29 protein-coding genes are annotated in these 24,233 nt (G+C 65.7%); 14 read left to right on the plus strand and 15 right to left on the minus strand.

Annotated elements, in window-relative coordinates; all coding sequences use genetic code 11:
* Nucleotides 1-151: 151 nt before the first annotated feature.
* Nucleotides 152-559, minus strand: a complete 408-nt coding sequence (locus ACWGPT_RS18705) for an acyl-CoA thioesterase (protein WP_452607141.1) — start codon at nt 557-559, stop codon at nt 152-154.
* A 196-nt stretch (nt 560-755) separates the two neighbouring features.
* On the opposite strand from ACWGPT_RS18705, the gene ACWGPT_RS18710 reads away from it, so the two are divergent.
* The 5 genes from ACWGPT_RS18710 to ACWGPT_RS18730 all read left to right on the plus strand — a co-directional run bounded on the left by ACWGPT_RS18710 (nt 756) and on the right by ACWGPT_RS18730 (nt 6,910).
* The gene (locus tag ACWGPT_RS18710; protein WP_452607142.1) at nt 756-2,582 is read left to right on the plus strand and encodes a methyl-accepting chemotaxis protein; all 1,827 of its coding nucleotides are present in this window, start codon (nt 756-758) and stop codon (nt 2,580-2,582) included.
* Nucleotides 2,583-2,814: 232 nt separating this feature from the next.
* On the plus strand, nt 2,815-4,113 hold the full coding sequence (locus ACWGPT_RS18715) for an extensin family protein (protein WP_452607143.1): 1,299 nt from the start codon (nt 2,815-2,817) through the stop codon (nt 4,111-4,113).
* 161 nt (nt 4,114-4,274) lie between these two features.
* Complete coding sequence (locus tag ACWGPT_RS18720; protein ID WP_452607144.1) at nt 4,275-5,096, plus strand: sulfite exporter TauE/SafE family protein; 822 nt, start codon at nt 4,275-4,277, stop codon at nt 5,094-5,096.
* Nucleotides 5,097-5,225: 129 nt separating this feature from the next.
* Nucleotides 5,226-6,152: an ABC transporter ATP-binding protein gene (locus tag ACWGPT_RS18725; protein ID WP_452607145.1), complete on the plus strand. Its 927-nt coding sequence runs from the start codon at nt 5,226-5,228 to the stop codon at nt 6,150-6,152.
* Nucleotides 6,149-6,910, plus strand: a complete 762-nt coding sequence (locus ACWGPT_RS18730) for an ABC transporter permease (protein ID WP_452607146.1) — start codon at nt 6,149-6,151, stop codon at nt 6,908-6,910. Before ACWGPT_RS18725 ends, ACWGPT_RS18730 begins: the two co-directional genes overlap by 4 nt.
* Before the next feature lie 23 nt (nt 6,911-6,933).
* Here ACWGPT_RS18730 and ACWGPT_RS18735 read toward each other — a convergent pair whose 3' ends face one another.
* A complete protein-coding gene (locus ACWGPT_RS18735; RefSeq protein ID WP_452607147.1) occupies nt 6,934-8,142 on the minus strand; it encodes an MFS transporter in 1,209 nt (402 codons plus the stop codon).
* A gap of 75 nt (nt 8,143-8,217) precedes the next feature.
* Here ACWGPT_RS18735 and ACWGPT_RS18740 point away from each other — a divergent pair, with 75 nt between their 5' ends.
* Nucleotides 8,218-9,192: an AraC family transcriptional regulator gene (locus tag ACWGPT_RS18740; protein ID WP_452607148.1), complete on the plus strand. Its 975-nt coding sequence runs from the start codon at nt 8,218-8,220 to the stop codon at nt 9,190-9,192.
* Between the two features lie 129 nt (nt 9,193-9,321).
* The gene (locus ACWGPT_RS18745) at nt 9,322-9,846 is read left to right on the plus strand and encodes a TIGR00645 family protein (protein WP_452607149.1); all 525 of its coding nucleotides are present in this window, start codon (nt 9,322-9,324) and stop codon (nt 9,844-9,846) included.
* 12 nt (nt 9,847-9,858) lie between these two features.
* Here ACWGPT_RS18745 and ACWGPT_RS18750 read toward each other — a convergent pair whose 3' ends face one another.
* The 4 genes from ACWGPT_RS18750 to ACWGPT_RS18765 form a co-directional block, all read right to left on the minus strand.
* Nucleotides 9,859-10,017 (minus strand): hypothetical protein, encoded by a 159-nt coding sequence (locus ACWGPT_RS18750; protein WP_452607150.1) that lies wholly within the window; start codon nt 10,015-10,017, stop codon nt 9,859-9,861.
* A 118-nt stretch (nt 10,018-10,135) separates the two neighbouring features.
* Complete coding sequence (locus tag ACWGPT_RS18755; protein WP_452607151.1) at nt 10,136-10,840, minus strand: TIGR02281 family clan AA aspartic protease; 705 nt, start codon at nt 10,838-10,840, stop codon at nt 10,136-10,138.
* Nucleotides 10,837-11,061: a DUF1289 domain-containing protein gene (locus tag ACWGPT_RS18760; RefSeq protein WP_452607152.1), complete on the minus strand. Its 225-nt coding sequence runs from the start codon at nt 11,059-11,061 to the stop codon at nt 10,837-10,839. Before ACWGPT_RS18760 ends, ACWGPT_RS18755 begins: the two co-directional genes overlap by 4 nt.
* Before the next feature lie 9 nt (nt 11,062-11,070).
* A complete protein-coding gene (locus ACWGPT_RS18765) occupies nt 11,071-11,844 on the minus strand; it encodes an adenosylcobinamide-GDP ribazoletransferase (protein WP_452607153.1) in 774 nt (257 codons plus the stop codon).
* Between the two features lie 102 nt (nt 11,845-11,946).
* Between ACWGPT_RS18765 and cobT the strand changes: the two genes are divergently transcribed.
* From cobT to ACWGPT_RS18780, 3 genes are all read left to right on the plus strand, one after another.
* Nucleotides 11,947-12,963, plus strand: coding sequence for a nicotinate-nucleotide--dimethylbenzimidazole phosphoribosyltransferase (gene cobT, locus ACWGPT_RS18770; protein WP_452607154.1), 1,017 nt, complete (start codon nt 11,947-11,949; stop codon nt 12,961-12,963).
* Nucleotides 12,964-13,019: 56 nt separating this feature from the next.
* Entirely contained in the window at nt 13,020-13,358 is a 339-nt protein-coding gene (locus tag ACWGPT_RS18775) for a diacylglycerol kinase (protein WP_452607205.1), read from the plus strand.
* 78 nt (nt 13,359-13,436) lie between these two features.
* The gene (locus ACWGPT_RS18780) at nt 13,437-14,468 is read left to right on the plus strand and encodes a hypothetical protein (RefSeq protein ID WP_452607155.1); all 1,032 of its coding nucleotides are present in this window, start codon (nt 13,437-13,439) and stop codon (nt 14,466-14,468) included.
* Between the two features lie 5 nt (nt 14,469-14,473).
* On the opposite strand, the gene ACWGPT_RS18785 is transcribed toward ACWGPT_RS18780, so the two are convergent.
* On the minus strand, nt 14,474-16,015 hold the full coding sequence (locus ACWGPT_RS18785; RefSeq protein WP_452607206.1) for a sensor histidine kinase: 1,542 nt from the start codon (nt 16,013-16,015) through the stop codon (nt 14,474-14,476).
* A gap of 121 nt (nt 16,016-16,136) precedes the next feature.
* Between ACWGPT_RS18785 and ACWGPT_RS18790 the strand changes: the two genes are divergently transcribed.
* The 3 genes from ACWGPT_RS18790 to ACWGPT_RS18800 all read left to right on the plus strand — a co-directional run bounded on the left by ACWGPT_RS18790 (nt 16,137) and on the right by ACWGPT_RS18800 (nt 17,905).
* Nucleotides 16,137-16,700 (plus strand): thermonuclease family protein, encoded by a 564-nt coding sequence (locus tag ACWGPT_RS18790; RefSeq protein WP_452607156.1) that lies wholly within the window; start codon nt 16,137-16,139, stop codon nt 16,698-16,700.
* Nucleotides 16,670-17,353: a uracil-DNA glycosylase family protein gene (locus ACWGPT_RS18795; RefSeq protein WP_452607157.1), complete on the plus strand. Its 684-nt coding sequence runs from the start codon at nt 16,670-16,672 to the stop codon at nt 17,351-17,353. Before ACWGPT_RS18790 ends, ACWGPT_RS18795 begins: the two co-directional genes overlap by 31 nt.
* 66 nt (nt 17,354-17,419) lie before the next feature.
* Nucleotides 17,420-17,905, plus strand: coding sequence for an Lrp/AsnC family transcriptional regulator (locus tag ACWGPT_RS18800; protein WP_452607158.1), 486 nt, complete (start codon nt 17,420-17,422; stop codon nt 17,903-17,905).
* A 2-nt stretch (nt 17,906-17,907) separates the two neighbouring features.
* Here the strand turns inward: ACWGPT_RS18800 and ACWGPT_RS18805 are convergent, their stop codons facing one another.
* From ACWGPT_RS18805 to ACWGPT_RS18825, 5 genes are all read right to left on the minus strand, one after another.
* The gene (locus ACWGPT_RS18805) at nt 17,908-18,597 is read right to left on the minus strand and encodes a DNA alkylation repair protein (RefSeq protein WP_452607159.1); all 690 of its coding nucleotides are present in this window, start codon (nt 18,595-18,597) and stop codon (nt 17,908-17,910) included.
* Entirely contained in the window at nt 18,594-19,463 is an 870-nt protein-coding gene (locus ACWGPT_RS18810; protein WP_452607160.1) for an NAD(P)-dependent oxidoreductase, read from the minus strand. The genes ACWGPT_RS18805 and ACWGPT_RS18810 overlap by 4 nt, the downstream gene beginning before the upstream one ends.
* Nucleotides 19,464-19,527: 64 nt before the next feature.
* A complete protein-coding gene (locus ACWGPT_RS18815; protein ID WP_452607161.1) occupies nt 19,528-19,938 on the minus strand; it encodes a CopD family protein in 411 nt (136 codons plus the stop codon).
* A 2-nt stretch (nt 19,939-19,940) separates the two neighbouring features.
* A complete protein-coding gene (locus ACWGPT_RS18820; protein WP_452607162.1) occupies nt 19,941-20,501 on the minus strand; it encodes a DinB family protein in 561 nt (186 codons plus the stop codon).
* Nucleotides 20,502-20,523: 22 nt separating this feature from the next.
* Nucleotides 20,524-21,333 (minus strand): methyltransferase domain-containing protein, encoded by an 810-nt coding sequence (locus ACWGPT_RS18825; RefSeq protein ID WP_452607163.1) that lies wholly within the window; start codon nt 21,331-21,333, stop codon nt 20,524-20,526.
* A gap of 130 nt (nt 21,334-21,463) precedes the next feature.
* Between ACWGPT_RS18825 and ACWGPT_RS18830 the strand changes: the two genes are divergently transcribed.
* Entirely contained in the window at nt 21,464-22,186 is a 723-nt protein-coding gene (locus ACWGPT_RS18830) for a DUF2270 domain-containing protein (RefSeq protein WP_452607164.1), read from the plus strand.
* Nucleotides 22,187-22,204: 18 nt separating this feature from the next.
* Here the strand turns inward: ACWGPT_RS18830 and ACWGPT_RS18835 are convergent, their stop codons facing one another.
* The 3 genes from ACWGPT_RS18835 to ACWGPT_RS18845 all read right to left on the minus strand — a co-directional run bounded on the left by ACWGPT_RS18835 (nt 22,205) and on the right by ACWGPT_RS18845 (nt 24,195).
* Nucleotides 22,205-22,471, minus strand: coding sequence for an usg protein (locus tag ACWGPT_RS18835; RefSeq protein ID WP_452607165.1), 267 nt, complete (start codon nt 22,469-22,471; stop codon nt 22,205-22,207).
* A 114-nt stretch (nt 22,472-22,585) separates the two neighbouring features.
* Nucleotides 22,586-23,416, minus strand: a complete 831-nt coding sequence (locus ACWGPT_RS18840) for an ABC transporter permease (protein WP_452607166.1) — start codon at nt 23,414-23,416, stop codon at nt 22,586-22,588.
* Nucleotides 23,413-24,195, minus strand: a complete 783-nt coding sequence (locus ACWGPT_RS18845) for an ABC transporter permease (protein WP_452607167.1) — start codon at nt 24,193-24,195, stop codon at nt 23,413-23,415. Before ACWGPT_RS18845 ends, ACWGPT_RS18840 begins: the two co-directional genes overlap by 4 nt.
* Nucleotides 24,196-24,233 lie beyond the last annotated feature (38 nt).

The raw sequence follows: 24,233 nt of genomic DNA on the forward strand, positions 1-24,233 counted from the left end.
ACGCGGTGATCCGAACGATCCCGGAAAGGCGGCGTTGGGATCTGCGGCCGGGGGGCGGGGCCGGTGCAGGGGCAGGGGCCGGGGCCGGGGCAGGGGTGTTGCTACCCCGACGGCGGCCGGGGTCCTGGGCGGGGCTTTATGCGCGCCGAACTCAGATGGTGGCCGGACTTACCTCCTCGGGCGGAACCGGGACGGGGTGGCCGTTCTCATCGAGCGCGACCATGATGAAGGTCCCGGCGGTCACCTTTTCGAGGATGCGGTGGCGGGCCCGATGCGCCCATGCCTCGACCTGCAGCGTGATCGAGGTTCGTCCGACCCTGACGATCTCCGTATAGACATTGAGCGTGTCGCCGATCTTCACCGGCAGTTGGAACGCCATCTCCTTCACCGCCGCCGTGACCACGCGGCCGCGCGCGCGTTCGGCGGCGCGGATGCCGCTGGCAAGGTCCATCTGCGACATGACCCAGCCGCCGAAGATGTCGCCGGCCGCATTGGCGTCCGCCGGCATGGCGAGGGTTCGAAGGGTGAGTTCCCCCGTAGGGCGCGAACCGTTGTTCATGGCGGGTCCTTTCGAGCGTGGAGGCGGGCCGAGACTATCGTGCGTGCATAGCAGCACTTTGGCCGAAAGAACACGAAGTTGACCCATGCCGGATGTGACCGTCGGCTAATGCGCGCGATGCGAGAATTAGCACTTTCACCAGCCAGTAACCTTTAGGGGCTATATTTCGGCACACTAGTTCAAGAGGGGGGTTATCATGCAACGACTTACCATTTCTGCGCGTATGTATTGTCTCATCGCGTTCTCTCTGGCCATTCTCGGAGGAGCGCTGACGTTCAGTCTGTTCAAGAGCTATTCGGCGATGGAGCAGGAACGCAAGGCGGGTCTCGCCTATATGGACGACATCGCGATGAGCGTTCTCCAGCGCTATCATGCGATGGAAGTTTCCGGCGAGATGACCCGCGAGGAGGCGCAGGCCGCCGCGATGAAGGCCGTCGGCAGCATGCGCTACGCCGAGGGCAGCGGCTACTTCTGGATCAATGACATGCGGCCGTACATGGTCATGCATCCGATCAACACCAAGCTGGACGGCACCGATCTTTCACAGAACAAGGACCCGAACGGCAAGCACCTGTTCGTCGAGATGGTCGATACGGTCAAGGCGAGCGGCCACGGCTTCGTGGACTATTACTGGCCAAAGCCGGGCCTCGAGGAGCCGGTCGAGAAGTATTCGCACGTCATCGGCTTCCAGCCCTGGGGCTGGGTGGTCGGTACCGGCGTCTATGTCGACGACCTGCACGCCATGTTCAGGGACAACGTCATCACCTACGCCACGATCTTCGGCGTCTGCGGAATCGTCCTGATCGGTGGGGCCTTCTACGTCATCCGCAGCGTCACCGGCCCGTTCGGCAAGGTGAAGAGCGTCCTGCAGAAGATCGCCGATGGCGAGGCGAGCGTGAACGTGCCGCATACCGCCGAGAAGAACGAGATCGGCGAGATGGCCCGGGCACTGGTCGTGCTTCGCGACGCGGTCGAGGAGCGGCTCGCCCTCCAGGCCCGCGAGAGCGAGCAGCAGCTGGCACTGTCGGAAGAGCGTTCGACCAACGAGCGGGCACTGGCAGCAGCATCCGAGCGCCAGGCACGCGCCATGGCCGAACTCGGCCGTGCCCTGTCGGAACTTGCGCAGGGCGATCTGTCGGTCACCGTCGCAGACCTCGGCTCCGACTACCAGAAGATCCGCGAGGACTTCAACCACGCCGTCGGTTCGCTCCGCCAGACCGTCCAGGCCATCACCGAGACGAGCCATGTCGTTCGCGACAGCGCATCCGACATCAGCGGTGCGACGGGCAACCTGTCCCGCCGCACGGAGCAGCAGGCAGCCTCGCTCGAGGAAACCGCAGCTGCCCTCGACGAGATCACCGCAACCGTCAAGACTGCGTCGGAGCGTGCCCTCGAGGCCCGCAGCATGGTCGCCGAAACCAAGGACAGCGCCGGCCGTTCCGGCGAGATCGTCCGCAACGCGGTCGATGCGATGGGCCGGATCGAGGATTCCTCCAGCCGCATCAACCAGATCATCTCGGTGATCGACGAGATCGCGTTCCAGACCAACCTGCTGGCGCTGAACGCCGGCGTCGAGGCTGCCCGCGCCGGTGAGGCCGGTCGTGGCTTCGCCGTCGTCGCCCAGGAAGTCCGCGAGCTTGCCCAGCGGTCCGCCAACGCGGCCAAGGAGATCAAGACGCTGATCAGCAACTCGGCCCGTGAAGTGGAGAGCGGCGTCTCGCTCGTTCGCTCCACCGGCGATGCGCTGATCGAGATCGCGCAGCTGGTCGATCGGGTCAACGCCCATGTGGAAACCATCGCCACGGCCTCCCGCGAGCAGGCAACCGCTCTCCAGGAGATCAACGCCTCGGTCAACGGCATGGACCAGATGACCCAGCAGAACGCCGCAATGGTCGAAGAGACGACGGCCGCGAGCCAGACGCTCGCCCAGCAGAGCCTGCATCTCCAGGGCCTGCTTTCCTCCTTCCGCCTGGAAGGCAGCCAGACCGGCTACGGCTCGGGCCACGCGACCCGCGCCGCCTGATATCGACCCAACCACGTCGAGGCCCGCCGGGGAAACTCCGGCGGGCTTTTTCATGCCGACCGCCCGCCATCCCGGGGTCCAGACACGGCATGGACAACGGGATACAGGCCGGGAAATATGGCCCGCCGGCCCCGCCTTGCCCTGATATGGTCACCTTTTCTCAAGCCTTCGTTTACCGCATCGGCTTAAATTCGTCGGACGTGCCATTTCGGCACCGAGAGCAGCGACTGGTATGGCGTACGCTTCCCTTTCCCGGCGGGTTATTGCCTCGCTGATGATCACGACGATGCTCGCGAGCTGCTCGGCGGAAGGCCTGATGCCGCCTGCGAGCATCGACGGCGAGACGCGCGTGAGCTCGATCGGCTCGATGTCGGAGCCGATGAACGCGAGCCAGCCCTATCGCGCGCCGGCCGCTCCGGTGTCGCAGGTCGGTGGCGGATACGGGCAATCCTATCCCGCCGATGCCGGCGCCCGATCCCTTCCCATGCAGCAGGCACCTTCGGTCCAATCGTCGACGCTGCCGATGATCGACAGCGACGAGGCGTTCGGCATCCAGGCGGCCGGCAGCCCGCCGGCCATTCCGGAGCAGGGCGTCAACATGGACGCGCAGTTCGGGTTCGTCGACGGCGGCGAGACCGAGGTCGTCGGGCTTGCGCAGGAACAGGACCAGATGATCGCCGAAGCCGCGACGGCGCAGCCCGTGGTCGACGGGATCGGCACCGCCAACCCGGTCGCTCTGGGCTCCGTCGCGGGCGCGCCCTCCATGCCGGACGGCGAGACCATCGCGATCCCGCCGAAGCGGGAGGGAGCCGGCATGCAGCCGCCGGCGGACAACGGGACGCTTGTCTGGGGAGACCAGTCGCCGGTCGTCGCGCCGAGCCGTTTGCCGCCGGAAGAGCCCCGACAGGTCGCCATGCTTGCCCCCGGCAATCCGATGACCGAGCGCGAGCCGATCCGCCCGCGCACCGTGATGCCGCCCTCGGAGGTCAGCTGCCGTGCCGAGCTGCGTCGCCTCGGCGTGCAGTTCCGCGACATCCCGCGCATCAGTGACGGACCGAGCTGCGGCATCGAGCATCCGGTGCTGCTCAGCGGCTTTTCCGGCAATATCGCGCTGAAGCCCGCCACCAAGCTCAACTGCCAGACGACGCTGGCGCTGGCCAAATGGGTCAAGTTCGAGCTCGCGCCGTCGTCGCGCTACCGCTATCTTTCCGGGGTCAAGACGATCGAATCCATGGGCGGATATTCCTGCCGGCGGATGAACAACAGCCGCCAGAGGCGCAATCCGATGTCGGAGCATGCGCGCGGCAACGCCATCGACCTCGGCAAGTTCGTGCTGAAGAACGGCAAGCGCATCGACGTGCGCAAGAAGAACATTTTTGCCTTCCGCGAGCGGGGCCTCCTGAACACGGTGCGCGACGACAGCTGCAAGTACTTCCACACGGTCCTGGGGCCGGGCAGCAACAAGGAACACTGGAACCACTTCCACTTCGACCTCAGGTCGCGCAAGTCCGGGTCCAAGTACTGCGACTGAGCGGGTGAGGCAGGGGCAGACGAGACAGGCGAGGCGGTCGAGACGGGGAAATATGGCTGCCACCCGCTGAAGATGCGGACCGTACCTTGTCCGGCCGGTGAGTTGATGCCAGAAGCATCGCCGTAACCCGAACCCGCCAGGCAGCCTTTCCCGTGACATCCATGCCCCCCATTTCGGAACTTCTGATCTTCGTGGTCGCCCTGGCGGCATCCGGCGCGCTTGCGGGCCTCCTCGCCGGCATGTTCGGCATCGGCGGCGGCGCGATCCTGGTGCCGATCTTCTTCCACGTCTTCGGCATGCTGGGCGTGCCGGAGGAGGTGCGCATGCAGCTGGCGCTCGGGACGTCGCTCGCGATCATCGTGCCGACCTCGGTGCGGTCCTTCATGGCGCATCGCAAGCGCGGCGCCGTCGATACCGATCTCCTGAAGGGCTGGATCGTCGCCGTGCCGCTCGGCACGCTCGCCGCCGCTTATGTCGCGGCCAAGGCATCGAGCGTCGAACTGCGCGTCATCTTCGCCGTCATCGCCCTGGTCCTCGCCTTCCGGATGATCTTCAACCGGGACAGCTGGCGACTCGGCACGGACCTGCCCGGCGAGCCCGCGCGGTTTGCGATCGGAACCGGGATCGGCCTCCTGTCGGGGCTGATGGGGATCGGCGGCGGCGTGCTCAACAACACGTTCATGACCCTTTACGGCCGCCCGATCCACCAGGCGGTCGCGACCTCGGCGGGCGTCGGGGTGCTGATCTCGGTGCCGGGCCTCATCGGCTATATCTGGGGCGGATGGGGCGTGGCGGGCCTGCCGCCCTTTTCGACCGGCTATGTCAACTGGCTGGCCGTCGCCCTCCTGATCCCGATCACTCTGTCGCTGGCGCCGCTCGGTGCCCAGCTTGCGCATGCCATGTCGAAGCGGCAGTTGGAGTTCGGTTTCGGGATATTCCTGATCGTCGTCTCGATGCAGTTCTTCGCGACGATCCTCGCCTGAACGGACCGTTTCCGGTCGTGATTGACCGGCGAGAGCGAACGCGATGTTCTTTCAGGCGGGGATGGTCACCCCGCATCGCGTTCCTATATTGGCGCCAACCTGCCCTTTGAACTCATGCAAAGGCCGCTCATGGCTCCGATTGTCTCGATCCGTAATCTCACGAAAACCTATGGCAATGGCTTCCAGGCGCTGAAGGGCGTCGATCTCGATATCCGCAAGGGCGAAATCCTGGCGCTTCTCGGTCCGAACGGGGCTGGCAAGACGACGCTCATCTCGATCGTCTGCGGACTGGCCAACCCGACCGGCGGCCAGGTTCTCGTCGACGGCCATGACGTGGTCCGCGAATTCCGCAAGACCCGCGCGATGATCGGCCTGGTTCCCCAGGAACTGACTACGGACATGTTCGAAACGGTCTGGAACACCGTTACCTTCTCGCGCGGCCTGCACGGCAAGAAGGCGGATCCGGCGCTCATCGAGAGGATACTCAGGGACCTCTTCCTGTGGGACAAGAAGGACAACATGCTGCGGGAGCTTTCCGGCGGCATGAAGCGCCGCGTCCTGATCGCCAAGGCGCTGGCGCACGAGCCGGAAATCCTCTTCCTCGACGAGCCGACGGCCGGCGTCGACGTCAATCTGCGGCGCGAGATGTGGCAGGTGGTGGAGCGGCTGAGCAAGGGCGGCGTCACCGTCATTCTCACCACGCACTATATCGAAGAGGCCGAGGAGATCGCCGACCGGGTGGGCGTGATCAACCACGGACGGCTGCTGCTGGTGGAGGAAAAGGCGGCGCTGATGCGCAAGCTGGGTCGCAAGGAACTCAGGCTCGAGCTTGCCGAGCCGCTCCACGCGCTGCCGCCGGAGCTTGCCACCTACAAGCTGGACCTCGCCGAGGACGGCGGGGCGCTGATCTACGAATATCAGGGGGAAGCCGAGCAGGGCCGCATCGGCGCGCTCCTTGGCTCGCTCGCCGCGCTCGGGATCGAGTTCCGGGACCTGTCCACCCGGCAGAGCTCGCTCGAGGACATCTTCGTCGAACTGGTGGAAGAACAGTCATGAACTTCGAAGCGGTAAAATCCATCTACCTGTTCGAGATGGCGCGCATGCGCCGCACGCTGATGCAGAGCGTCATCTCGCCGGTCCTGACCACGTCGCTCTATTTCATCGTCTTTGGAACGGCGATTGGCTCGCGGATCCAGGAGATCGACGGGATATCCTACGGCGCCTTCATCACGCCCGGCCTGATCATGCTGTCGCTTCTGACGCAGTGCATTTCCAACGGCTCGATCGCCATCTACTTCCCCAAGTTCACCGGCACGATCTACGAAATCCTGTCCTCGCCGATCGCGATGACGGAGATCCTGCTGGGCTATGTGGGCGCCGCCGCGACCAAGGGGCTGATCATCGGGCTGATCATCCTGGCGACCGCCGCCTTCTTCGTCGACATCTCGATCGCGCATCCGGTGATGATGCTGGTCTTCCTGGTGCTGACGGCGGTGACCTTCAGCCTGGCAGGCTTCATCGTCGGCATATGGGCGAAGAATTTCGAGCAGCTCAACATCATGCCGATGCTGGTCGTGCCGCCGCTGACCTTCCTCGGCGGCACCTTCTACTCGGTCGACATGCTGTCGCCCTTCTGGCAGACGGTCAGCCACTTCAACCCGGTGCTCTACCTGGTCAGCGGCTTCCGCTGGAGCTTCTACGAGATCGCCGACGTCAATCCCGTGACGAGCCTCGCGATGATTGGCCTGTTCCTGGCCTTCTGCCTGACCCTGACCGCCTGGATATTCCGGACGGGCTACCGGTTGCGGAACTGATCCCGCAGCCGGGCCGGAGCCCGTCAGCCTTGCTCGAGCGCCACCTGCCGCCCGCCACGGGCGAGCATGACGACGGAACCAAGCGCGCAGACGATGCCGACGAAGGTGACCACGCCGAGCGGCCCCTGGGTATCGACGAGCAATCCGCCCAATACGGCGCCGGAGGAGATTGCCACCTGGAAGGTGGTCAGAAGCATGGCGCCGACGCTTTCGGCCTCGTCTGACGCCGCGCGGGTGACATGTGTCTGGATGCTGACCGGCAGGATGCCGAAGCCCAGGCCCCACAGCACGATCGCCGCCCAGGATACCGGCGCCAGAGCGCCCGCCCAGAGCATCAACAGTGCGGAGGCGGAGAGCAGCCCTGCGCCGAAGGCGATCGAGACGGTGGTGCTGCGGCCCGCGATCACGCCGCCGAGGAGATTTCCGAAGAAGCCCGCGACGCCGTAGGCGAGGAGCACCAGCGAGATCATCTCGACGCTGAAGCGGGGAATTTCCTCCAGGTAGGGACGGATGTAGGTGAAGCCGGCGAAATGCCCCGGGACGATGATCAGCGTCACGATCAGTCCGATCCGCACCCGCGGGCGGGAAAGCAGCGACATCATCGTGGAAAGGCTGGCACTGCCCCGCGGCGGAAGGGAAGGCACGCTCAGGGCCTGGACGAGGAAGGCCAGGATGCCGACGCCGGCCGCAAGTGCGAAGGCCGCCCGCCAGCCGAGCGTCGCGCCGATCCAGGCGCCGAGCGGAGCGGCGCAGACGGTCGCCACCGAAACGCCGGTAAAGACCACTGCCATTGCGCGGGGCATCAGATGCTCCGGCACGAGGCGCATGGCGAGTGCCGCCGACATCGCCCAGAAGCCGCCGAGGCCCACGCCGAGGAGGAGGCGGGCGGCGAGCAGCATCGGCAGGCTGTTTGCCAGCGCCGCGATCGTGCTGGAGACGATAAGCAGCATGGTCAGGGTGAGGAGCACCCACCGCCGGTCGAGGTTCCGGGTGCCGATCACCACGCCGGGACCGGCGATCGCCCCGATCACCGCGGTCGCCGTGATCGTCTGGCCGGCGGTGCCCGGCGTGATGCCGAGGTCCTGGGAGATCGGGGTCAGCAGGCTGACGGGAAGGAATTCGGCGGTGACGAGGCCGAAGACGCCGAGCGAGAGAGAGACAACCGCGGTCCAGGCCGGGTGGCCGACGGTGCCGGGCGAAGCCGGGAAGGGGTCGGGAGTGCCATGTGTCATAACCGGGTTTCCTGAATGATCGAGACGCAAGAGATATGAGTGACGTCCTGTCGTTTCCATGCTAGAAAAGCCGACATGCATGACCGTTCGTCCAAATACTCCGCGGCCACGTCCGGCGATCCGCTGACCGACCTTCTTCGCGACCTGCGGCTCGACGGCGTGGAATACGGCCGGCTCCGGCCCTGCGAGCCCTGGGCCACCGCCTTTCCGGCGCAGGAGGAGGCGCGCTTTCATTTCCTGGCCGCCGGCCGCGCGCTCCTGCAGACGCCGTCCGGTGAGTGGCTGCCGCTGTCGGCAGGCGATGCGGTCCTGCTCCCGAGGGGCGGGGCGCACGTGATGGCGAGCGCCCGCGACCTTTCACCGGCCCCTTACGACAATCTCAACCGGCGGGAAGTCTGCCGTGGAATCTACGACGTCGACTGCCCGAACGCGCCGGGCGGCACGATCCTGCTGGTCGGCTCCATGCGCTTCAATGTCGATCGTCTTCACCCGCTGCTGCAGCTGATGCCGGACGTGATGATGACGGGCGACCTCGCCGCCAGCGAACCGGCGATCCCGCATCTCCTCGATGCCATGGGCCGGGAAGTGGAAATGGACCGGGTGGGGGCGGGCGGCATCCTGGCGCGGCTCGCCGACGTCCTGACGGCGACGCTGATCCGCACCTGGGTCGAGCACGGCTGCGGAGAATCGACCGGCTGGCTGGCGGCCGTAAGGAACCCCGAGATCGGCCGGGTGCTTGCAGCGATCCACCTGCAGCCGGAGCGCGATTGGAGCGTCGGGGAACTGGCGAAGCTGATGGGCGCGTCCCGTTCCGGCTTCGCGGAGCGCTTTTCCCGCGTCGTAGGCGAAACGCCGGCGCGCTACGTGGCGCGTGTTCGCATGCACCAGGCGCGGCAATGGCTGAGCCAGGGAATGCGGGTGTCGGTGGCGGCGCAACGCCTTGGCTACGACGCGGAGGCCTCGTTCAGCCGGGCCTTCAAGCGCATCATCGGCGCGCCGCCCGGCGCCTTCCGCGGCCAGGCCGGACGCACGCCGGTCGCCGCACCCTAGCGGCCGGCGCGCGTCTCCCGTCCCGGGAGGCGGCCTGCGGCTTCATTATGTAGCAGCCCGGATGTCTTGCCCGCGCGCCGCGCGCCCATTAGTCAGGCGCTCCCACTGTTCAATCCCAAGAGAAATACCATGAAATCCCTGGAGCTTCTTGTCGAGAAGGTCATCCTGTCCAGCCGATGGATCCTTGTCGCCTTCTACCTCGGCCTGGTGGCGGCGCTCGCCGTCTACGCCTTCTCCTTCGCGCTCAAGTTCCTGAAGGTGGCGCAGAACGTGTTCACGCTGGACGAGGCGGACATGATCCTCGCCATGCTGGGCCTGATCGATGCGGCGCTGGTCGCAAGCCTGATCGTGATGGTGATGATTTCCGGCTACGAGAACTTCGTCAGCCGCTTCGACCAGACCGAGGCGGACGTATCCTTCCTCGGCAAGCTCGATGCCGGCAGCCTGAAGATCAAGGTCGCCTCGTCGATCGTCGCGATCTCGTCGATCCACCTGCTGCAGATCTTCCTGAACGCCCATCAGTACGATAACGGCAAGCTGATGTGGTACACGATCATCCACATCGCCTTCGTCGTCTCGGCGGTCATGCTCGGCTGGCTGGAGAGGATCATGGCGACGGCCAAGGCGTTCGGCAAAGATGAACGCGAGATCTGACCGTCGACCGCGTCACATCATGGTGACGCGGATCAGGAAGACGAAGACGAGCAGCATCGAAACCAATGCCGCCATGGTGATTGCAGGAGCCAGGCCGATCGTGACGGCGCCGTAGGCGACGAGCGAGATGGCGGTGACGGCGGCGAGGGGGAGGAGGATCATGCTGGACATGGGGGGCTTATAGTCGGCGTCCCGGAATTGACAAAAGGACGTTCTGACGCACCTTGCCGTCTATCCACAACGCGGCAGGCCGGGTGCGTCGGGCGGGATCGTAACCTCGTCCGGCCCGTCAGTCGCGCAGGCGAAGCTCCTCGCCCTGCATCTGGAACGATCCGAGCGTGGACAGGAAGGTCATGCCCAGGAGGCTCTGGTCGAGGCGTCCTTCCTCGGTCACCATCGCCCTGACATTGCGGCGCAGGACCGGGCCTATCGCGATCTCGTCGAGCCGCACGGGCGCCGCGGTGGCGCGCCCGTTGGCTGTGGAAACCGTGACCGTATAGGCGAGCCGCTGCGGCTCGAGCCCGATGCGCTCGGCATCCTCGAAGGAGAGCACCACGGCGCTGGCGCCCGTATCGACGAGCATCGACACCGGCTGCCCGTTGACGCTTGCCGTGGCCTGGAAATGTCCGCCCATGCTACGATGGACGATCACCTCGGTCTCCCCCTCTGCCGTCGTCACCTCGATGGCGCTGCCCGGCGCAAGACCGGCGTGGAGGCGGGCGGTGGCCTGCTGCAGGTCGTGCCGGTAGAGATAGGCGGCGACGAGGGCGAGGATAATGACCAGCCAGATCGCGACGTAGCGGAGGATCTGAGCCAGCCCGCCGCGGTGCCCGGCCAGAACCCCGACCGCCAGCAGGCCGGCGATCGGCGCCAGATAGATCAACTGGCCGAAGTCGTCGTTGTCCATGCCGAAGGTCTGGCCGCTGCCGTGGTTGAAGAGCAGAAGGGCAAGCCCCGCGCCGAGCACGAGGAGGACGAAGGTGAGACCGTTCACGAGGCCGCCAGCTCCCGCGTCCGGACGTCCGGCCGGTTGCCGGCGTCGAGCCCGAGGCTCGCCATCCGGGCGGGCAGGGCGTCCATGACGGCGCGTCGCCCGGCATCGCTGAAGCCGGTCCAGCCGGCGATCTCCTCGCGGGTGCGCCCGCAGCCGATGCAGCAGCCGGATTTTTCTTCGATGATGCAGACGAGGACGCAGGGCGAGATCATGCTCGTCATATCGGCCGTTCAGGTTGCAAGTGCAAGGGTGACGAGAAAGGCGATCTCCGACACCTGCTGGGTTGCGCCGATCGTGTCGCCCGTATGGCCGCCGATCCTGCGCGCCGAAAGCCGCGTCAGGCCGAGCGCCGCAAGCGCCGAAAGGCCGGCGGCAAACACAAGCGGAAGAAGGCCCGCAACCGGCCAGAGGAGCACGAGGACGGCGAGGACTGCGCTCGCGAGCGCGATGTTGCGGGAGGCGGAATTCGGCCGGCCGGCGCCGGCGGCGACGCCGTTGTCGCGGGCAGCCGGCAGCGCGTGCCAATGCGCGACCATCAGCGCCCGGCTGCCGGCGGCAGACGCCAGCATGGCGAGCGCTGGAAGGGTGGGCGCCGGACCTGCAAGCACGGAAAGCGCCACGGCGCGGAGCCCGAAGGAGAGGATGAGCGCGATGACGCCGTAGCTTCCGTTGCGGCTGTCCTTCATGATCGCAAGTGCGTGCTCGCGGTCCCGGGCGCCGCCGAAACCGTCCGCCGCGTCGGCAAGGCCGTCCTCGTGCAGCGCACCCGTGAGGAGCGTCAGCGCGCCGAGCGCAATCAGCGACGACAGCAGCGGGTCGGCATCCATGGCGAGCAGCAGTGCAAGCAGCAGCGCCGGCGGGATGGCGATGAGGAAGCCGGCCGAGGGAAAGGCCTGAACCACGCGGCTGACCGATCCGTCGCGGCCCTCGAAGAAGCGGGATGGGACGGGCAGCCGGCTGAGAAAGCCGAGCGAGCGCGCGAGATCACCGAGGAATTCCGTCATCTTTGGCAGTTGTCCCTCCGTGCGTGCGCGACTATGAGAGCAACAAAGCGTGATTTGCCGGCAAAGACAAGCGACCGGCCGAAGACGAAAGAGAAGATCCCCATGAGCGTGAGCGGCCTGCCATTCGACGACTTCCGCACTCTCCTGCAGAACCTGCCGGGCCCCGATTCCCGCGCCCTGGTCGCCGCGCGCGAACGGGATGCGCAGCTGACCAAGCCGCCGGGTTCTCTCGGCCGGCTGGAGGAGATCGCCATGTGGCTGGCTGCCTGGACCGGACGTCCCCCTGCGGTGACACGTCCCCTGGTGGCGATCTTTGCGGGCAACCATGGCGTCACGAAGCACGGCATCACCCCGTTCCCGCCCTCCGTCACCCAGCAGATGGTCGAGAATTTCGCGGCCGGCGGCGCGGCGATCAACCAGATCTGCGTGACCCATGACCTCGGGCTGAAGATCTTCGACCTGGCGCTCGACTATCCGACCGGCGACATCACCTGCGAGGCCGCTCTTTCGGAGCGCGACTGCGCCGCCACCATGGCCTTCGGCATGGAGGCGATCGCCGGCGGGACGGACCTCCTCTGCATCGGCGAGATGGGGATCGGCAACACGACCATCGCGGCCGCCATCAACCTCGCCCTCTATGGCGGAGAGGCGGAGGACTGGGTAGGGCCCGGGACCGGCTCGCACGGCGCCCAGCTGGAGCGCAAGATCGAGGCCGTGAAGACGGCCGTCGAATTCCACAAGGACCACCTCAAGGACCCGCTCGAAGTGCTTCGGCGGCTGGGCGGGCGCGAGATTGCCGCCATTGCCGGCGCGATACTGGCGGCGCGGATGGAGAAGATACCCGTGCTCCTCGACGGCTATGTGGTGACGGCTGCGGCCTCCATCCTCAAGGCGGCCAATCCGTCGGCGCTCGACCACTGCCTGATCGGTCACGTATCTGCCGAGCCCGGACACCTGAGAGCGATCGAGAAGCTCGGCAAGACGCCGCTCCTGGCCCTCGGCATGAGGCTCGGAGAAGGCACCGGCGCGGCGCTCGCAGCCGGCATCGTCAAGGCCGCCGCCGCCTGCCATTCGGGCATGGCGACCTTTGCCCAGGCCGGCGTGACCGCGGGAGATTGACTTTGGAGAAGTCGCCGCAGGAAAGCGCGATCAGGAAGGCCAGCGGTCCGCGGCGGATGCTCGCGGCCACGCGCTATTCCATGCAGGGGCTCGTTCGCCTGTGGCGGGAGGAGGCGTTCCGCTCCGAGGCCGTGGCCTTCGTGCTCGGACTGCTGCTGTTCGCCGTCATCGGCGCTGAACCCTACCAGTATCTGGTCTACGTCATCCTGATGCTTCTTCTCTTCTGCGTCGAGGCGCTGAACACGGCGATCGAGGAACTCGTCGACCGGATCTCGCCCGAGATTTCGACGGTCGGACGCCATGCGAAGGATCTCGGCTCCTTCGCTGTCTTCTGCCTTCTCTGTGCGAACGGCTTGTTCGTGCTCTGGTGCCTTTGGGACAGCTTCGCCGGCTAGCCCGCACGAAAAGCGCGCATCTTGACATGGCTGTTATCTGTGGTTGTATCCATTGAGGGTGCAACTGGAGGTGGGGTCATGTTCGGAAACCTTTCGCGACGATGGGTGAGCGACCGGGACAGCCGGCAGCGCGATCAGTACGCGGGTCTGCTGGCGTTTGTCGCAGTCATAGGTCTTGTCCTTTCCCTGATCTGGCTGGTGTTGACCCAGGTGGGCGGTACCCTGAGCGCGATCGGGCTCGGATGCCTCATCGTCTTTGGATCGGCGGCCACGGGTGCCGCACTCGGCTTCCTGTTTTCCATTCCGCGCGTGCTGACATCGGGCTCGGTGCCGGCGGGACCGGGAGGAGAGGCCGTTGCGGTCGAGAAGCGGCTGCTCGGCTCCAACACCAACATGGAACGCATATCCGAATGGCTGACCACCATGATCGTCGGCGTGGGGCTCAGCCAGATCGGCAATATCGGCGGGTTCCTGAGCCGGTTCTCGCAGTTCGTCGCATTGAGCAACTCCCCGACCCTGGTGATTGCCGGGCCCTTCCTGCTGACGATCGGCTTCGTCGGCGGCTTTATCGCCATGTATCTCTACACGCGGCTCTACCTGTCGCCGCTGTTCCTCTATGTCGAGAAGATGATCGGCGAGCGCACGGTGGGCGCGGGCGCCGTACCGGTCGACCAGGAAGAGATCCGGGCCGTCGCCAAGGAAATGGCCGACAAGAGCGGCGGCTCGGTCATGCGCTTCATCGCCGGCGTCGACGAGATCTCGCTCGACCAGACGATGCACGTGCTCTCGGGGCTTCTCTACCACTCGGACGGCTATCTAAGGGTGCTGAAGATCGGCAAGGACCTCAAGGGCACTCCGGCCGAGCAGATGGGGCGATACTGGTTCCTGATGGCGGCGGCCAGCGGACAGAAGCACCACGCGCTGCTGGAGCAGGGAAGCCCGGCGGAGATCGCGGATGCGAGGAAGGCCGTCCTCGAGGCGACCGGGCGGGCGACGCAGCTCGACCCCGTCAACAAGCGCCGGCTCCTGGCGCTGACGGATGCGAACGCGAGCGACAACGACCTGCAGGATTTTGCAGGCGATCCGGAATTCCTGAAACTCGTGAAATAGCCGCCCTAGGCGAAACTGCGCTTGCGTCGCTCCACCGGAGCGGCATCCTCGACCGCCGGCAGGCTCTGCAGCACGCGGGTTGCCGGCAGGATGGCGATCGCCTCGGTCCCCTCGCGCAGCTTGGAGCGCAGGACGAACTGTCCGTCATGCTTGGAGAGGATCGCCTGGACGATCGGCAGGCCGAGGCCGGTTCCCTGCTCGGCGCTCTTGATGGCGATCGAGCCCTGGCCGAAGGCGGAAAGGACGATCGGGATTTCCTCCTCCGGAATGCCGGGCCCGTTGTCCTTGACGGCGACATACTGCCCGCCGCCCGCCGTCCAGCCGACCTTGACGGTGATCTCGCCGCCCTGCGCGGTGAACTTCAGGGCATTGGAGAGCAGGTTCAGCACGACCTGGCGGATCGCCTTCTCGTCGGCCCATATCTGCGGCAGCGTCGGCTCGAACTGCTCGCTGATGACGATGCTCTTGGCGCTCGCCCGCAACTGCACCATGCCGATGCAATCCTCGGCGATGTCGAGCAGCGACAGTGCTTCCTCGCTCAGTTCGTAGCGCCCGGCCTCGATGCGCGAGAGGTCGAGGATCTCGTTGATCAGATTGAGGAGATGCTCGCCCGACCGGTGGATGTCGGCGGCATATTCGCGATAGGTCGGGTTGGAGAGCGGCCCGAGGAGTTCGGAGTTCATCACTTCCGAGAAGCCGAGAATGGCATTGAGCGGCGTGCGCAGCTCATGCGACATGCTGGCGAGGAAGCGCGACTTCGCCAGGTTGGCGTCCTCGGCGCGGCGCCGGGCCTCGTCCGACATGGACTTGGCCACTTCCAGCTCGGCGATGAGTTCGTCCTTTTCCGACTGGTACGACATCAGCGTCAGGTTGGAACGGTATTGGCGCTCCGAGACGTAGTGGAAGAAGACCAGCGCAAGCGCCGCCATCGCGGTCATGCCGATGTCGAGCGCGTGGTGGGTCAGCATCGCGCCTGCGACGAGGGCGGCGACGAGCGGCAGGAAGCCCAGCAGCACGCCCTGCCTGAGCATCACGCTGCTCATGGCGCTGATCGAGATCGCCGCCAGAAGCGCCATCGCCTGGTAGAAATAATAGCCTTCTCCGGAGCCGGAACAGGCCGAACAGTCCTGCAGGGAGAAGACGGCCCAGCCGCAGCCGATGAGGACCTGGCCGATCAAGAGCCGCCGGCGCCATTTCCCGGTATTGGCAGCGGTGATTTCCACCCGGCTCGCGCGGCGCGCCACCAGCACGTTGATGGCATGGATGCTGAGCGCCAGAAGCGCCCAGCCGAACAGGTTGGCGACCGGGTTGATATAGAGGCCGATGGCGGTGACCACGGCAACGAAAAAGGGTGTGACAAGAGCGCCTTGCAGGACCGTGTTGATGTGCATGGTGAGCACGTCGCGGTCGAAGGCAGGGGCGTTGCGGCCGGTCGATTGCAGCCGTTCGCGGGTCGCACGGACGGTCTTCGACACCGCCTTGTTGCGGTGGCTCCGAGACAGGTCGACGATGTTCTTGTCCGCCGAGGCGCTTGCGCCGTTACTCATGACCACTGGATAGATGACCCCGATGGTTGAGACCCTAGGTCGGAATCCTTAAGAAGATACTGCCGGGCAAGGTTTTGTTTGCCATTTTCTTGAAGGGTCTGTTGGTGATTGAGGCGGGATCGTGACGCGGATTTTCCGCAAGGTGAGGGATGCCGGGCTCCTTCTCGGGCTGCTTTTCCTCGGCGCGCTGGTTGCCGCCAAGCTGGAGGAGGGAGCCGCCGTGTCGATCGAAGGCCCCTTCGTCGCCGTTGACGGCGACACGCTGGCGGTGGGTGCCGAGCGGCTCCGCCTCAAGGGGATCGATGCGCCTGAGATCCGCCAGACATGCGGCACTGCCGGCCGTGAATGGCGATGCGGGGAGGATGCCCGCGCCACGCTGGAGGGCCTCACCTCGGGCGCTGCCGTCATCTGCAGCGGATCGGAGCGGGACCGTTATGAGCGGCTTCTCGTCCATTGCCGCAGCGGAGCGCTGGATATAAATGCCGAGATGGTGACGCGGGGCATGGCGGTCGCCTCGGGCGATTATGGAGGCGAGGAGGGCCAGGCCCGCGAACAGAGTGTCGGTGTTTGGAGCGGCACCTTCGAACGACCCCGCCAGTGGCGGGTGCAGCATGGGATGATGGATGATCCGAGTGCGGCGGAAGGGTTCATGGCATGGCTGACGGGATTGTTTGCAAGCGAGTGACCGCGCCGGATGTTGGCGCACCGGTCGAGGCCGATGGTCTTGGCGACCTGCGCTCGGCGATCGCCGTCTGCCGGCTCTGTCGCGAGGTGCCGGCTCGCGGCCCGGCGGACCGGCTGCCGCACGAGCCCCGCCCGGTGGCTGTCATCTCCCGCAGCGCCCGCATCCTCATCGCCGGACAGGCGCCGGGCCTGAAGGTCCACGAGAGCGGCCTTCCGTTCAACGACGCCTCCGGGGATCGCCTGCGGACCTGGCTCGGTGTCAGCCGGGAGGAGTTCTACGATCCCGACCGTTTCGCCATCGTGCCGATGGGTTTCTGCTTTCCCGGTTATGACGAGAAGGGCGGCGACCTGCCGCCGCGCCGCGAATGCGCCCCGCTCTGGCGGCGGACGGTGATCGACGCCATGCCGCAGATCGAGCTGGTCCTCGCCGTCGGCCAGTATGCGCAGGCATGGCATCTGCGGGATCGGCGCAGCAAGGGTATGACGGAGACGGTGCGGAACTGGCGCGACTATTTCCATGCCAACCAGGGCCCGCGCATCCTGCCGCTGCCCCATCCGAGCTGGCGCAATACCGGATGGCTGCGGCGCAATCCCTGGTTCGAGGCCGAAGTGCTGCCCGTGCTGAAGCAGGATGTGGATAGACTGACGCGTTAAAACAAAATACGCCTCTTCGTGCTAAAAGGACCCATGCAGGAGAAAATCATTTCGAAGGACCGTGTAATGGATCGTCTCGACCGCAAAATCCTCCGTATCCTCCAGGAGGACTCCACGCTCGCCGTCGCGGATCTTGCCAAGAAGGTGGGGTTGTCGACGACGCCCTGCTGGCGTCGCATACAGCGCATGGAAGAGGAGGGCGTGATCCGTCGCCGCGTCGCGCTGCTCGATCCGGTCAAGGTCAACACCAAGGTCACCGTCTTCGTGTCCATCCGCACCGCGAGCCATTCGATCGAGTGGCTCAAGCGCTTCTCGGAAGTGGTCGTGGACTTCCCCGAAGTCGTCGAGTTCTACCGGATGAGCGGCGACGTCGACTATCTCCTGCGCGTCGTCGTGCCGGACATCGCCGCCTATGACGCGTTCTACAAGCGGCTGATCGCCCGCATCGAGATTCGCGATGTGTCATCGGCCTTCGCGATGGAGCAGATCAAGTACACGACCGAACTGCCGCTCGACTACATGATGCTCGACCAGAAATCCGGCGACGACTGACGCTATCTGAGGCGGGCGAGGATCTTCTCGCTCGTCAGTTCGCGCACGGCGTCCTTGCCGATCCAACGCGCCGTCCTGTCGTCGCTCGCAGCGAGCCTTTCCGCCAGTGCAAGGGCCGGTCCATGGCAGGCGCGGTTGCGCTTGCCGATATTGCGAAGCGCCCAGTTCACGGCCTTCCTGACGAAGTTGCGCGGGTCCGTGGCATGGGCCTCGATCAGCGGCAGGAAGCCGAGCAGCGTATCGTCCGGCTCCTGCTTGTTGTGCACGCTCGCGCCGGCGATCATCGCGAAGGCGGCGCGGCGCACATATTCCCGTTCATCCGCCGCGAATTCGGAGATCAGTTCCCGCCAGAAGGGCGCCTGGGTGAAAAGGTCCGCCGCGGTATCGACGATCTCCCAGGAGGTGAAGTCCGCTGCCCAGTCGCGGGCTTGCTGCCTCGTCAGTCGGAGCGGATCGGCGGTGAGGATCGCCGCCATCCGGGCGTCGCGAAGCCCGGTCCGCCAGAGAACGAGGGCCCGGTCGTGGTCGCGCTTCACCTGCCTTGCAACCGCCCGCATCTGCGGGGTCGTGATGCCGAGGGCCGTGGAGGTGTCGATGCCGTAGCGGGCCATGCCGGCGATGTTCGCCTCGTTTCGCAGCGATTGCAGGTGGCGGACGATGTTCTCCGCGCTGGAATCGGGCCCGAGGGTCATTTTTCCAGCCGGGCCAGCAGCGAGGACGTATCCCAGCGGTTGCCGCCCATCGCCTGGACGTCGCCGTAGAACTGGTCGACGAGGGCGGTGACCGGAAGCGTCGCGCCGTTGCGGCGTGCCTCGGCGAGCACGATGCTGAGATCCTTGCGCATCCAGTCGACGGCGAAGCCGAAGTCGTACTTGTGCTGGTTCATGGTCTTGTGGCGGTTCTCCATCTGCCAGGAGCCGGCGGCACCCTTGGAGATGACTTCCACCACCTTTTCAATGTCGAGGCCGGCTTTCCTGCCGAAATGAATGCCTTCCGCCAGCCCCTGGACGAGGCCAGCGATGCAGATCTGGTTGATCATCTTCGTCAACTGGCCCGCGCCCACCGGGCCCATCAGCCCGACCATGCGGGCATAGGCCTCGATCACCGGCCTGGCGCGATCGAAGACGTCCTGGTCGCCGCCGCACATGACGGTGAGGACGCCATTCTCGGCGCCGGCCTGGCCGCCCGACACGGGCGCGTCGAGGAAATCGACGCCCCCGGCCTTGGCCGCATCGTGGATTTCACGCGCGACTTCGGCGCTTGCCGTGGTGTTGTCGATGAGGGTGGCGCCGGCCTTCATGCCGGCGATCGCGCCGGTCTCGCCCAGCGTAACGGAACGCAGGTCGTCGTCATTGCCCACGCAGGTGAAGACGAAGTCGGCATCGCGGGCAGCCTCGGCGGGCGTCGCGGCGGACCGGCCGCCGTATTTCTTCACCCATTCTTCGGCCTTTGCGGCGGTGCGGTTGTAGACGGTCACGTCGTGGCCGCCCTTCTGCCTGAGATGCCCGGCCATCGGGAACCCCATTACGCCCAGACCGATGAATGCCACCTTCGCCATTGCCGTCCTCCTCTTGATCGCTGCCCAAGACCTAGCGGAATTGCGGGCCTGCCTCAATGGGCGCTCAGAACGGCTTCACGACCGCCAGGAATACGACCGCGACGACCGACACGAGGAGAAGCGGGATGCCGGCACGCACGAAGGCGGGAGGATCGAGAAGCGGATCGGCCTCCATGCGCCGCAGCCAGGCGGACTGCATGCCGTGCAGCGCCGACAGCATGGCGACGATGAGAACCTTTATGCCGAACCAGCCGGTCGCATACCAGCCGTACCATACCGCGAGGATGATGCCGAAGAACCATGCGCCACCCTCCGCGAACGTGGTGACCCTGCGGTCGAAGGGACGCACGGCGGTGATCACGCCGTTGCGGATCGTCGGCGGGACCATGGAGATGACGAAGGCGTTGATCAGCATGCCGCCGACCCAGACGATGTCGGAGATGATGTGCAGGGACTTGATGACGAAATAGAGCATGTTCAGTTCCAGATGAGGGCTTCGGTGAAGCCGAGTTCGACGAAATCCTGCCGGCGCAGCGCCTGCTCGGCCGGATCGGCGGGGAAGAATTCGTCGAGCTGAGGGGGCGCGACGGAAGTGCCGGAAAGCATGGCATGGACCTGGCCGCGATGGTGGATCTGGTGCTGGAAGAGATGCAGGAGCACCCGGTCGGCCCGTTCGACCTGGACGTGGCTCTGACGCGGGATACGCACCTCGGCCGCAAGCCCGTCGCGATCGAGTTGGCGACAGTGGTCGACCAGCCGGCGGTCCACCGCGCGCTGCTCGCGCTCCAGGTCGGCGATCCGCGGGAAGGGAATTTCCGGCTCGAATGCCGCGCTGCCGACGCAGTTTCCCTCGACCGCGCTGACATAGAGCCAGTCGACCGTCAGGATGTGGTTGAGGGTATGGATGATGGAGGGAAAGAAGCTCGTCCGGTGCGAGGCGAGCTCCTGCTGCGGCAGCATCCGGCACGCCTTCAGCAGCCGGTGGTTGGCCCAGGCATTGTTATAGGCCTGGGCGAGAAGGTAGCGCTGTGGCGTCATGAGGTCCTCCTGGCGGAGGAGCCTAGCCTCTCAGCCGTGCGATGACCAGATGGCCGGGGCTCGGCTGGCCGTCCTGCATGCGCACGTTGATTTCGCCGACTTCGACGACGTCGAACCCGGTATCGGCCAGGCGCGCCCGGATATAGGCCTCCGAATGCAGGAAGCGCTGGTGGGGACCGACGATATAGGACCGGCCGTCGCCTTCCGGCAGCGCTTCGGACGAAAAGACGAAAATGCCGCCCGGCACCATGTTCTCCGCGGCGCCGAAGAAAAGCGGCTCAAGCGCGCCGAGATAGGGCAGGACGTCGGTCGCCGTGATCAGGTCGAAGGGTTCGTCGTCGTTGTCCTCGAGGAAGTCCTCCACCTCGGCGACGTAGAGCGTCTCGTAGAGATCCTTCTCATGGGCGATCTCGACCATATTCTCGGAGATGTCGATGCCGGTGATGTCGTCGACCATGTCGCGCAGGGCCCCGCCGGTGAGGCCGGTGCCGCAGCCGAGGTCCAGCATCCGCTTGAACGGGCCGAGCTCCAGGGCCTGGAGGCGCTGGCGGACAAGGACGGGCACCGCATAGCCGAGCTGTTCGACGAGAATGTCCTCGAAGCTCTCGGCATGCTGGTCGAACAGCGTTTCCACATAGGCGTCCGGGGCCTTGGGCGGCGCCTCTCCGCGGCCGAGCGCGGCGATGCGCACCGCAGCACCCCCGTGATCTTCCGGGTCGATCTCCAGAACGTCGTGATAGGCCTTCACGGCAGCATCGACGTCGCCCGCCTTTTCCAGTGCCAGCGCCCTGTTATAGGCCTCGGCCAGCGCTTCCTCGTCGATCTTCTTCATGGGTTTTCTCCGTCTTTGAGGGCCGCTTTAGGCCGGATCAGGGGCTTTGGCAATCGCTGCGGAACGCAGACGGCGCACGGATCGTTCATCCCTGAAAGCGCTCGCGTGCAGCACGGGCGGGAGAAGGACGATGGCAGCCAATCCGGTCCAGACGGCCCTGGAGGAGAATATCGAGCGGCGGGCACCCTCGCTGCCGATCACCTCGGGCGAGAAGGCCAACATGATCATCCATTACTATCGCGGCGAGATGGGCCGGATGACGAGTTGGCGCGACCGCATCGACCGCACGACGAATTGGGCGATCACCGTCGTCGCGGCCCTGCTGTCCGTCTCCCTGTCGACGCCCACCGCCCATCATGGAGTCATCCTCTTCGCCATTCTCCTCGTCTCGCTGCTGCTGCTGATCGAGGCGCGGCGATACCGGTTCTTCGACGTCTACCGGGGGCGGGTGAGAAAGCTGGAGCGTCACTATTTCGCGCAGGCGCTCTTCCCGCAGGCGGACCTGAAGCCCGACTGGGCGGAGGCGATCGCCAAGAGCCTGCGCACACCCTGCTTCCTGATCAGCTACCGCGATGCGCTTTTCCGACGGATACGGCGCAACTATGCCTGGATGTACCTGATCCTGCTCCTGGCATGGGCGCTGAAGATCTCGACGCCGAAACTCCTGCCGGACGAGACGGAGGCCGACACCGTCTTCTCGTGGCGCGACGCGGTGGCGAATGCGTCCCTCGGCCCGCTTCCCGGGTGGAGCGTGCTGGCCATCCTCGGCGTCTTCTATGCCTTCATCCTCTACGCGTCGCTTCACCAGGCCTCCGACGACGGCGAACTCGCCCACGGCGAAGTGCACGTGTAAGGACGGCGTAGGCGCGCCTCAGTGCAGGATATATTCGCCCTGCAGGGCGCGCCATTCGCTGGCCGAGATCATTTTGCGATGGACGTAGCGCACCGAATGCAGCGGCCCGTCGAGCTTCTCCTGCCAGAATTTCAGGAAGCCCTTCATCTCGGGGAAGTCGGGGGCGAGGTCGTAGTCCTGCCAGACATAGCTCTGCAGCAGCGCCGGGTGATCCGGCATGCGATAGAAGATCTGGGCCGTCGTCAGGCCGTAGCCCTTCAGCATCAGTTCCATTTCCGCGTTCATGTCCGTTCGCGCTCCTTGTTGACGACGCAGTCGCGTCATCCACAGGGGATCATGGCACGGTTAACCAAACGTTGAGAGGTTGCCCGCTAGAAGCCTTGCCCCCGCCGCCGCGCGCTATCGCTTCAGGTGGCGGGTGAGGCGTGCCTCCAGCCAGGCCCAGATGTGCCGGAGCGTCTCGACGATCGCGAGATAGAGGATCGCCGCCCAGAGATAGGTCTGGTAGTCGAAGGTCCGCGAGAAGGCGTAGCGCGTCTCGCCCATCAGGTCGTAGACCGTGACGATGGCGACCACGGCCGATCCCTTGATCATCAGGATGATCTCGTTGCCGTAGGGCCTGAGCGCGACGATCAGCGCCTGCGGCAGGATGACCTTGCGGAAGGCGACGCTCTTCGGCAGGCCCAGCGCGGCGGCGCCCTCATACTGTCCGCGCGGAACGCTCTGGATGGCGCCCCGCAGGATTTCCGCCTGGTAGGCGGCGGTGTTGAGGGTGAGCGACAGGAGCCCGCAATACCAGGCCTCGCGGAAGAACCACCAGAGGCCGACGGCTTCCAACTGCGGCCGGAAGCTTCCCAGCCCGTAATAGATGAGGAAGAGCTGCGCCAAAAGCGGCGTGCCGCGGAAGACATAGACATAGGAATAGGCGATGCCGCGCAGTATGCGATTGTTCGACATCCGCGCGAAGGCGAGCGGCAGCGACAGGATCGCGCCGAGGATGATCGCTTCTCCGACGAGCGTCACCGTCGTCGCAAGGCCGGACAGATAGCGCGGGCCGTAGCGGAGGAACTTGGCCTCGTCCCAGCCGGTCACCATCATCGCCAGCATGGCGACGGCGAGCGCCGCCCATAGCCCGAGGATGACGAGAGCGACGATGCGCGTGGCCGTCAGGGGCCGGCGGGGCTCCGGCGGCGCCGGGCGTGCGGCGACGAGTTCCTGGACATGGCTCATCGGCGGACCTCGCCGCGCCGCGCCCAGCGCTCGATGAAGCCAAGACCGAAGGAGGAGATGATCGCCAGCGCCAGATAGATGAGGCAGGCGAGGAAATAGAAGAAGAAGGCTTCCTTGCTGACGCGCGCCGCGATGCCGGTCTGCCTGACGATGTCGGCAAGCCCGATGATCGAGACATAGGCCGTGTCCTTCAGCAGGATCATCCAGAGATTGCCGAGGCCAGGCAGCGCGATGCGGATGAGCTGCGGCATGATGATCAGGACCATCGTCCGCGACCGATGCAGGCCAAGCGCGTCACCGGCCTCGTACTGGCCCCGCGGAATCGCCCGGAATGCCGACAGGAGCACTTCGGAGGCATAGGAGGAAAACACCACCGCCAGCGCGATCATGCCGGCCAGGAAGGCGTTTATCTCGATGCGCTGCTCGATGCCGAACCAGCCGAGTGCCGACTGGATCAGGAGTTGCAGGCCGTAGTAGACGATGAAGAGCGTCAGGAGTTCGGGAAGTCCGCGGAAGATCGTCGTGTAGATGCCGACCGCGGCACGCAGCAGCCGATCCTCCGACTGCGCCGCAAGCGCGATCAGGAAGCCGAGCAGGAGGCCGACGGGGAGGGTGGCGATGGCGAGGGTGACCGTCACCTTGACGCCGAAGGCGATCTCGTCTCCCCAGCCGCTGGCTCCGCAGCTGACGAGGCCGTCGCCTCCCAGGAGCGTAAAGACGCCGAAAGGCCCGCAAAGCGGATCCAACGCCGTGGCGAGGGCGGAAAACCATCCGCTCATCAAACTGCTTTCCCTCTGCGGCTTGTCCGCATTGTTAT

It is taken from the genome of Pseudorhizobium sp. NPDC055634, from assembly GCF_053618655.1.

Excerpts from the sequence above, each read along its gene's own strand:
- ACWGPT_RS18705 (WP_452607141.1), bottom strand. The coding sequence starts at position 559 with ATGAACAACGGTTCGCGCCCTACGGGGGAACTCACCCTTCGAACCCTC.
- ACWGPT_RS18710 (WP_452607142.1), top strand. The coding sequence starts at position 756 with ATGCAACGACTTACCATTTCTGCGCGTATGTATTGTCTCATCGCGTTC.
- ACWGPT_RS18715 (WP_452607143.1), top strand. The coding sequence starts at position 2,815 with ATGGCGTACGCTTCCCTTTCCCGGCGGGTTATTGCCTCGCTGATGATC.
- ACWGPT_RS18720 (WP_452607144.1), top strand. The coding sequence starts at position 4,275 with ATGCCCCCCATTTCGGAACTTCTGATCTTCGTGGTCGCCCTGGCGGCA.
- ACWGPT_RS18725 (WP_452607145.1), top strand. The coding sequence starts at position 5,226 with ATGGCTCCGATTGTCTCGATCCGTAATCTCACGAAAACCTATGGCAAT.
- ACWGPT_RS18730 (WP_452607146.1), top strand. The coding sequence starts at position 6,149 with ATGAACTTCGAAGCGGTAAAATCCATCTACCTGTTCGAGATGGCGCGC.
- ACWGPT_RS18735 (WP_452607147.1), bottom strand. The coding sequence starts at position 8,142 with ATGACACATGGCACTCCCGACCCCTTCCCGGCTTCGCCCGGCACCGTC.
- ACWGPT_RS18740 (WP_452607148.1), top strand. The coding sequence starts at position 8,218 with ATGCATGACCGTTCGTCCAAATACTCCGCGGCCACGTCCGGCGATCCG.
- ACWGPT_RS18745 (WP_452607149.1), top strand. The coding sequence starts at position 9,322 with ATGAAATCCCTGGAGCTTCTTGTCGAGAAGGTCATCCTGTCCAGCCGA.
- ACWGPT_RS18750 (WP_452607150.1), bottom strand. The coding sequence starts at position 10,017 with ATGTCCAGCATGATCCTCCTCCCCCTCGCCGCCGTCACCGCCATCTCG.
- ACWGPT_RS18760 (WP_452607152.1), bottom strand. The coding sequence starts at position 11,061 with ATGACGAGCATGATCTCGCCCTGCGTCCTCGTCTGCATCATCGAAGAA.
- ACWGPT_RS18765 (WP_452607153.1), bottom strand. The coding sequence starts at position 11,844 with ATGACGGAATTCCTCGGTGATCTCGCGCGCTCGCTCGGCTTTCTCAGC.
- cobT (WP_452607154.1), top strand. The coding sequence starts at position 11,947 with ATGAGCGTGAGCGGCCTGCCATTCGACGACTTCCGCACTCTCCTGCAG.
- ACWGPT_RS18775 (WP_452607205.1), top strand. The coding sequence starts at position 13,020 with ATGCTCGCGGCCACGCGCTATTCCATGCAGGGGCTCGTTCGCCTGTGG.
- ACWGPT_RS18780 (WP_452607155.1), top strand. The coding sequence starts at position 13,437 with ATGTTCGGAAACCTTTCGCGACGATGGGTGAGCGACCGGGACAGCCGG.
- ACWGPT_RS18785 (WP_452607206.1), bottom strand. The coding sequence starts at position 16,015 with ATGAGTAACGGCGCAAGCGCCTCGGCGGACAAGAACATCGTCGACCTG.
- ACWGPT_RS18795 (WP_452607157.1), top strand. The coding sequence starts at position 16,670 with ATGGCTGACGGGATTGTTTGCAAGCGAGTGACCGCGCCGGATGTTGGC.
- ACWGPT_RS18800 (WP_452607158.1), top strand. The coding sequence starts at position 17,420 with ATGGATCGTCTCGACCGCAAAATCCTCCGTATCCTCCAGGAGGACTCC.
- ACWGPT_RS18805 (WP_452607159.1), bottom strand. The coding sequence starts at position 18,597 with ATGACCCTCGGGCCCGATTCCAGCGCGGAGAACATCGTCCGCCACCTG.
- ACWGPT_RS18810 (WP_452607160.1), bottom strand. The coding sequence starts at position 19,463 with ATGGCGAAGGTGGCATTCATCGGTCTGGGCGTAATGGGGTTCCCGATG.
- ACWGPT_RS18815 (WP_452607161.1), bottom strand. The coding sequence starts at position 19,938 with ATGCTCTATTTCGTCATCAAGTCCCTGCACATCATCTCCGACATCGTC.
- ACWGPT_RS18820 (WP_452607162.1), bottom strand. The coding sequence starts at position 20,501 with ATGACGCCACAGCGCTACCTTCTCGCCCAGGCCTATAACAATGCCTGG.
- ACWGPT_RS18825 (WP_452607163.1), bottom strand. The coding sequence starts at position 21,333 with ATGAAGAAGATCGACGAGGAAGCGCTGGCCGAGGCCTATAACAGGGCG.
- ACWGPT_RS18830 (WP_452607164.1), top strand. The coding sequence starts at position 21,464 with ATGGCAGCCAATCCGGTCCAGACGGCCCTGGAGGAGAATATCGAGCGG.
- ACWGPT_RS18835 (WP_452607165.1), bottom strand. The coding sequence starts at position 22,471 with ATGAACGCGGAAATGGAACTGATGCTGAAGGGCTACGGCCTGACGACG.
- ACWGPT_RS18840 (WP_452607166.1), bottom strand. The coding sequence starts at position 23,416 with ATGAGCCATGTCCAGGAACTCGTCGCCGCACGCCCGGCGCCGCCGGAG.
- ACWGPT_RS18845 (WP_452607167.1), bottom strand. The coding sequence starts at position 24,195 with ATGAGCGGATGGTTTTCCGCCCTCGCCACGGCGTTGGATCCGCTTTGC.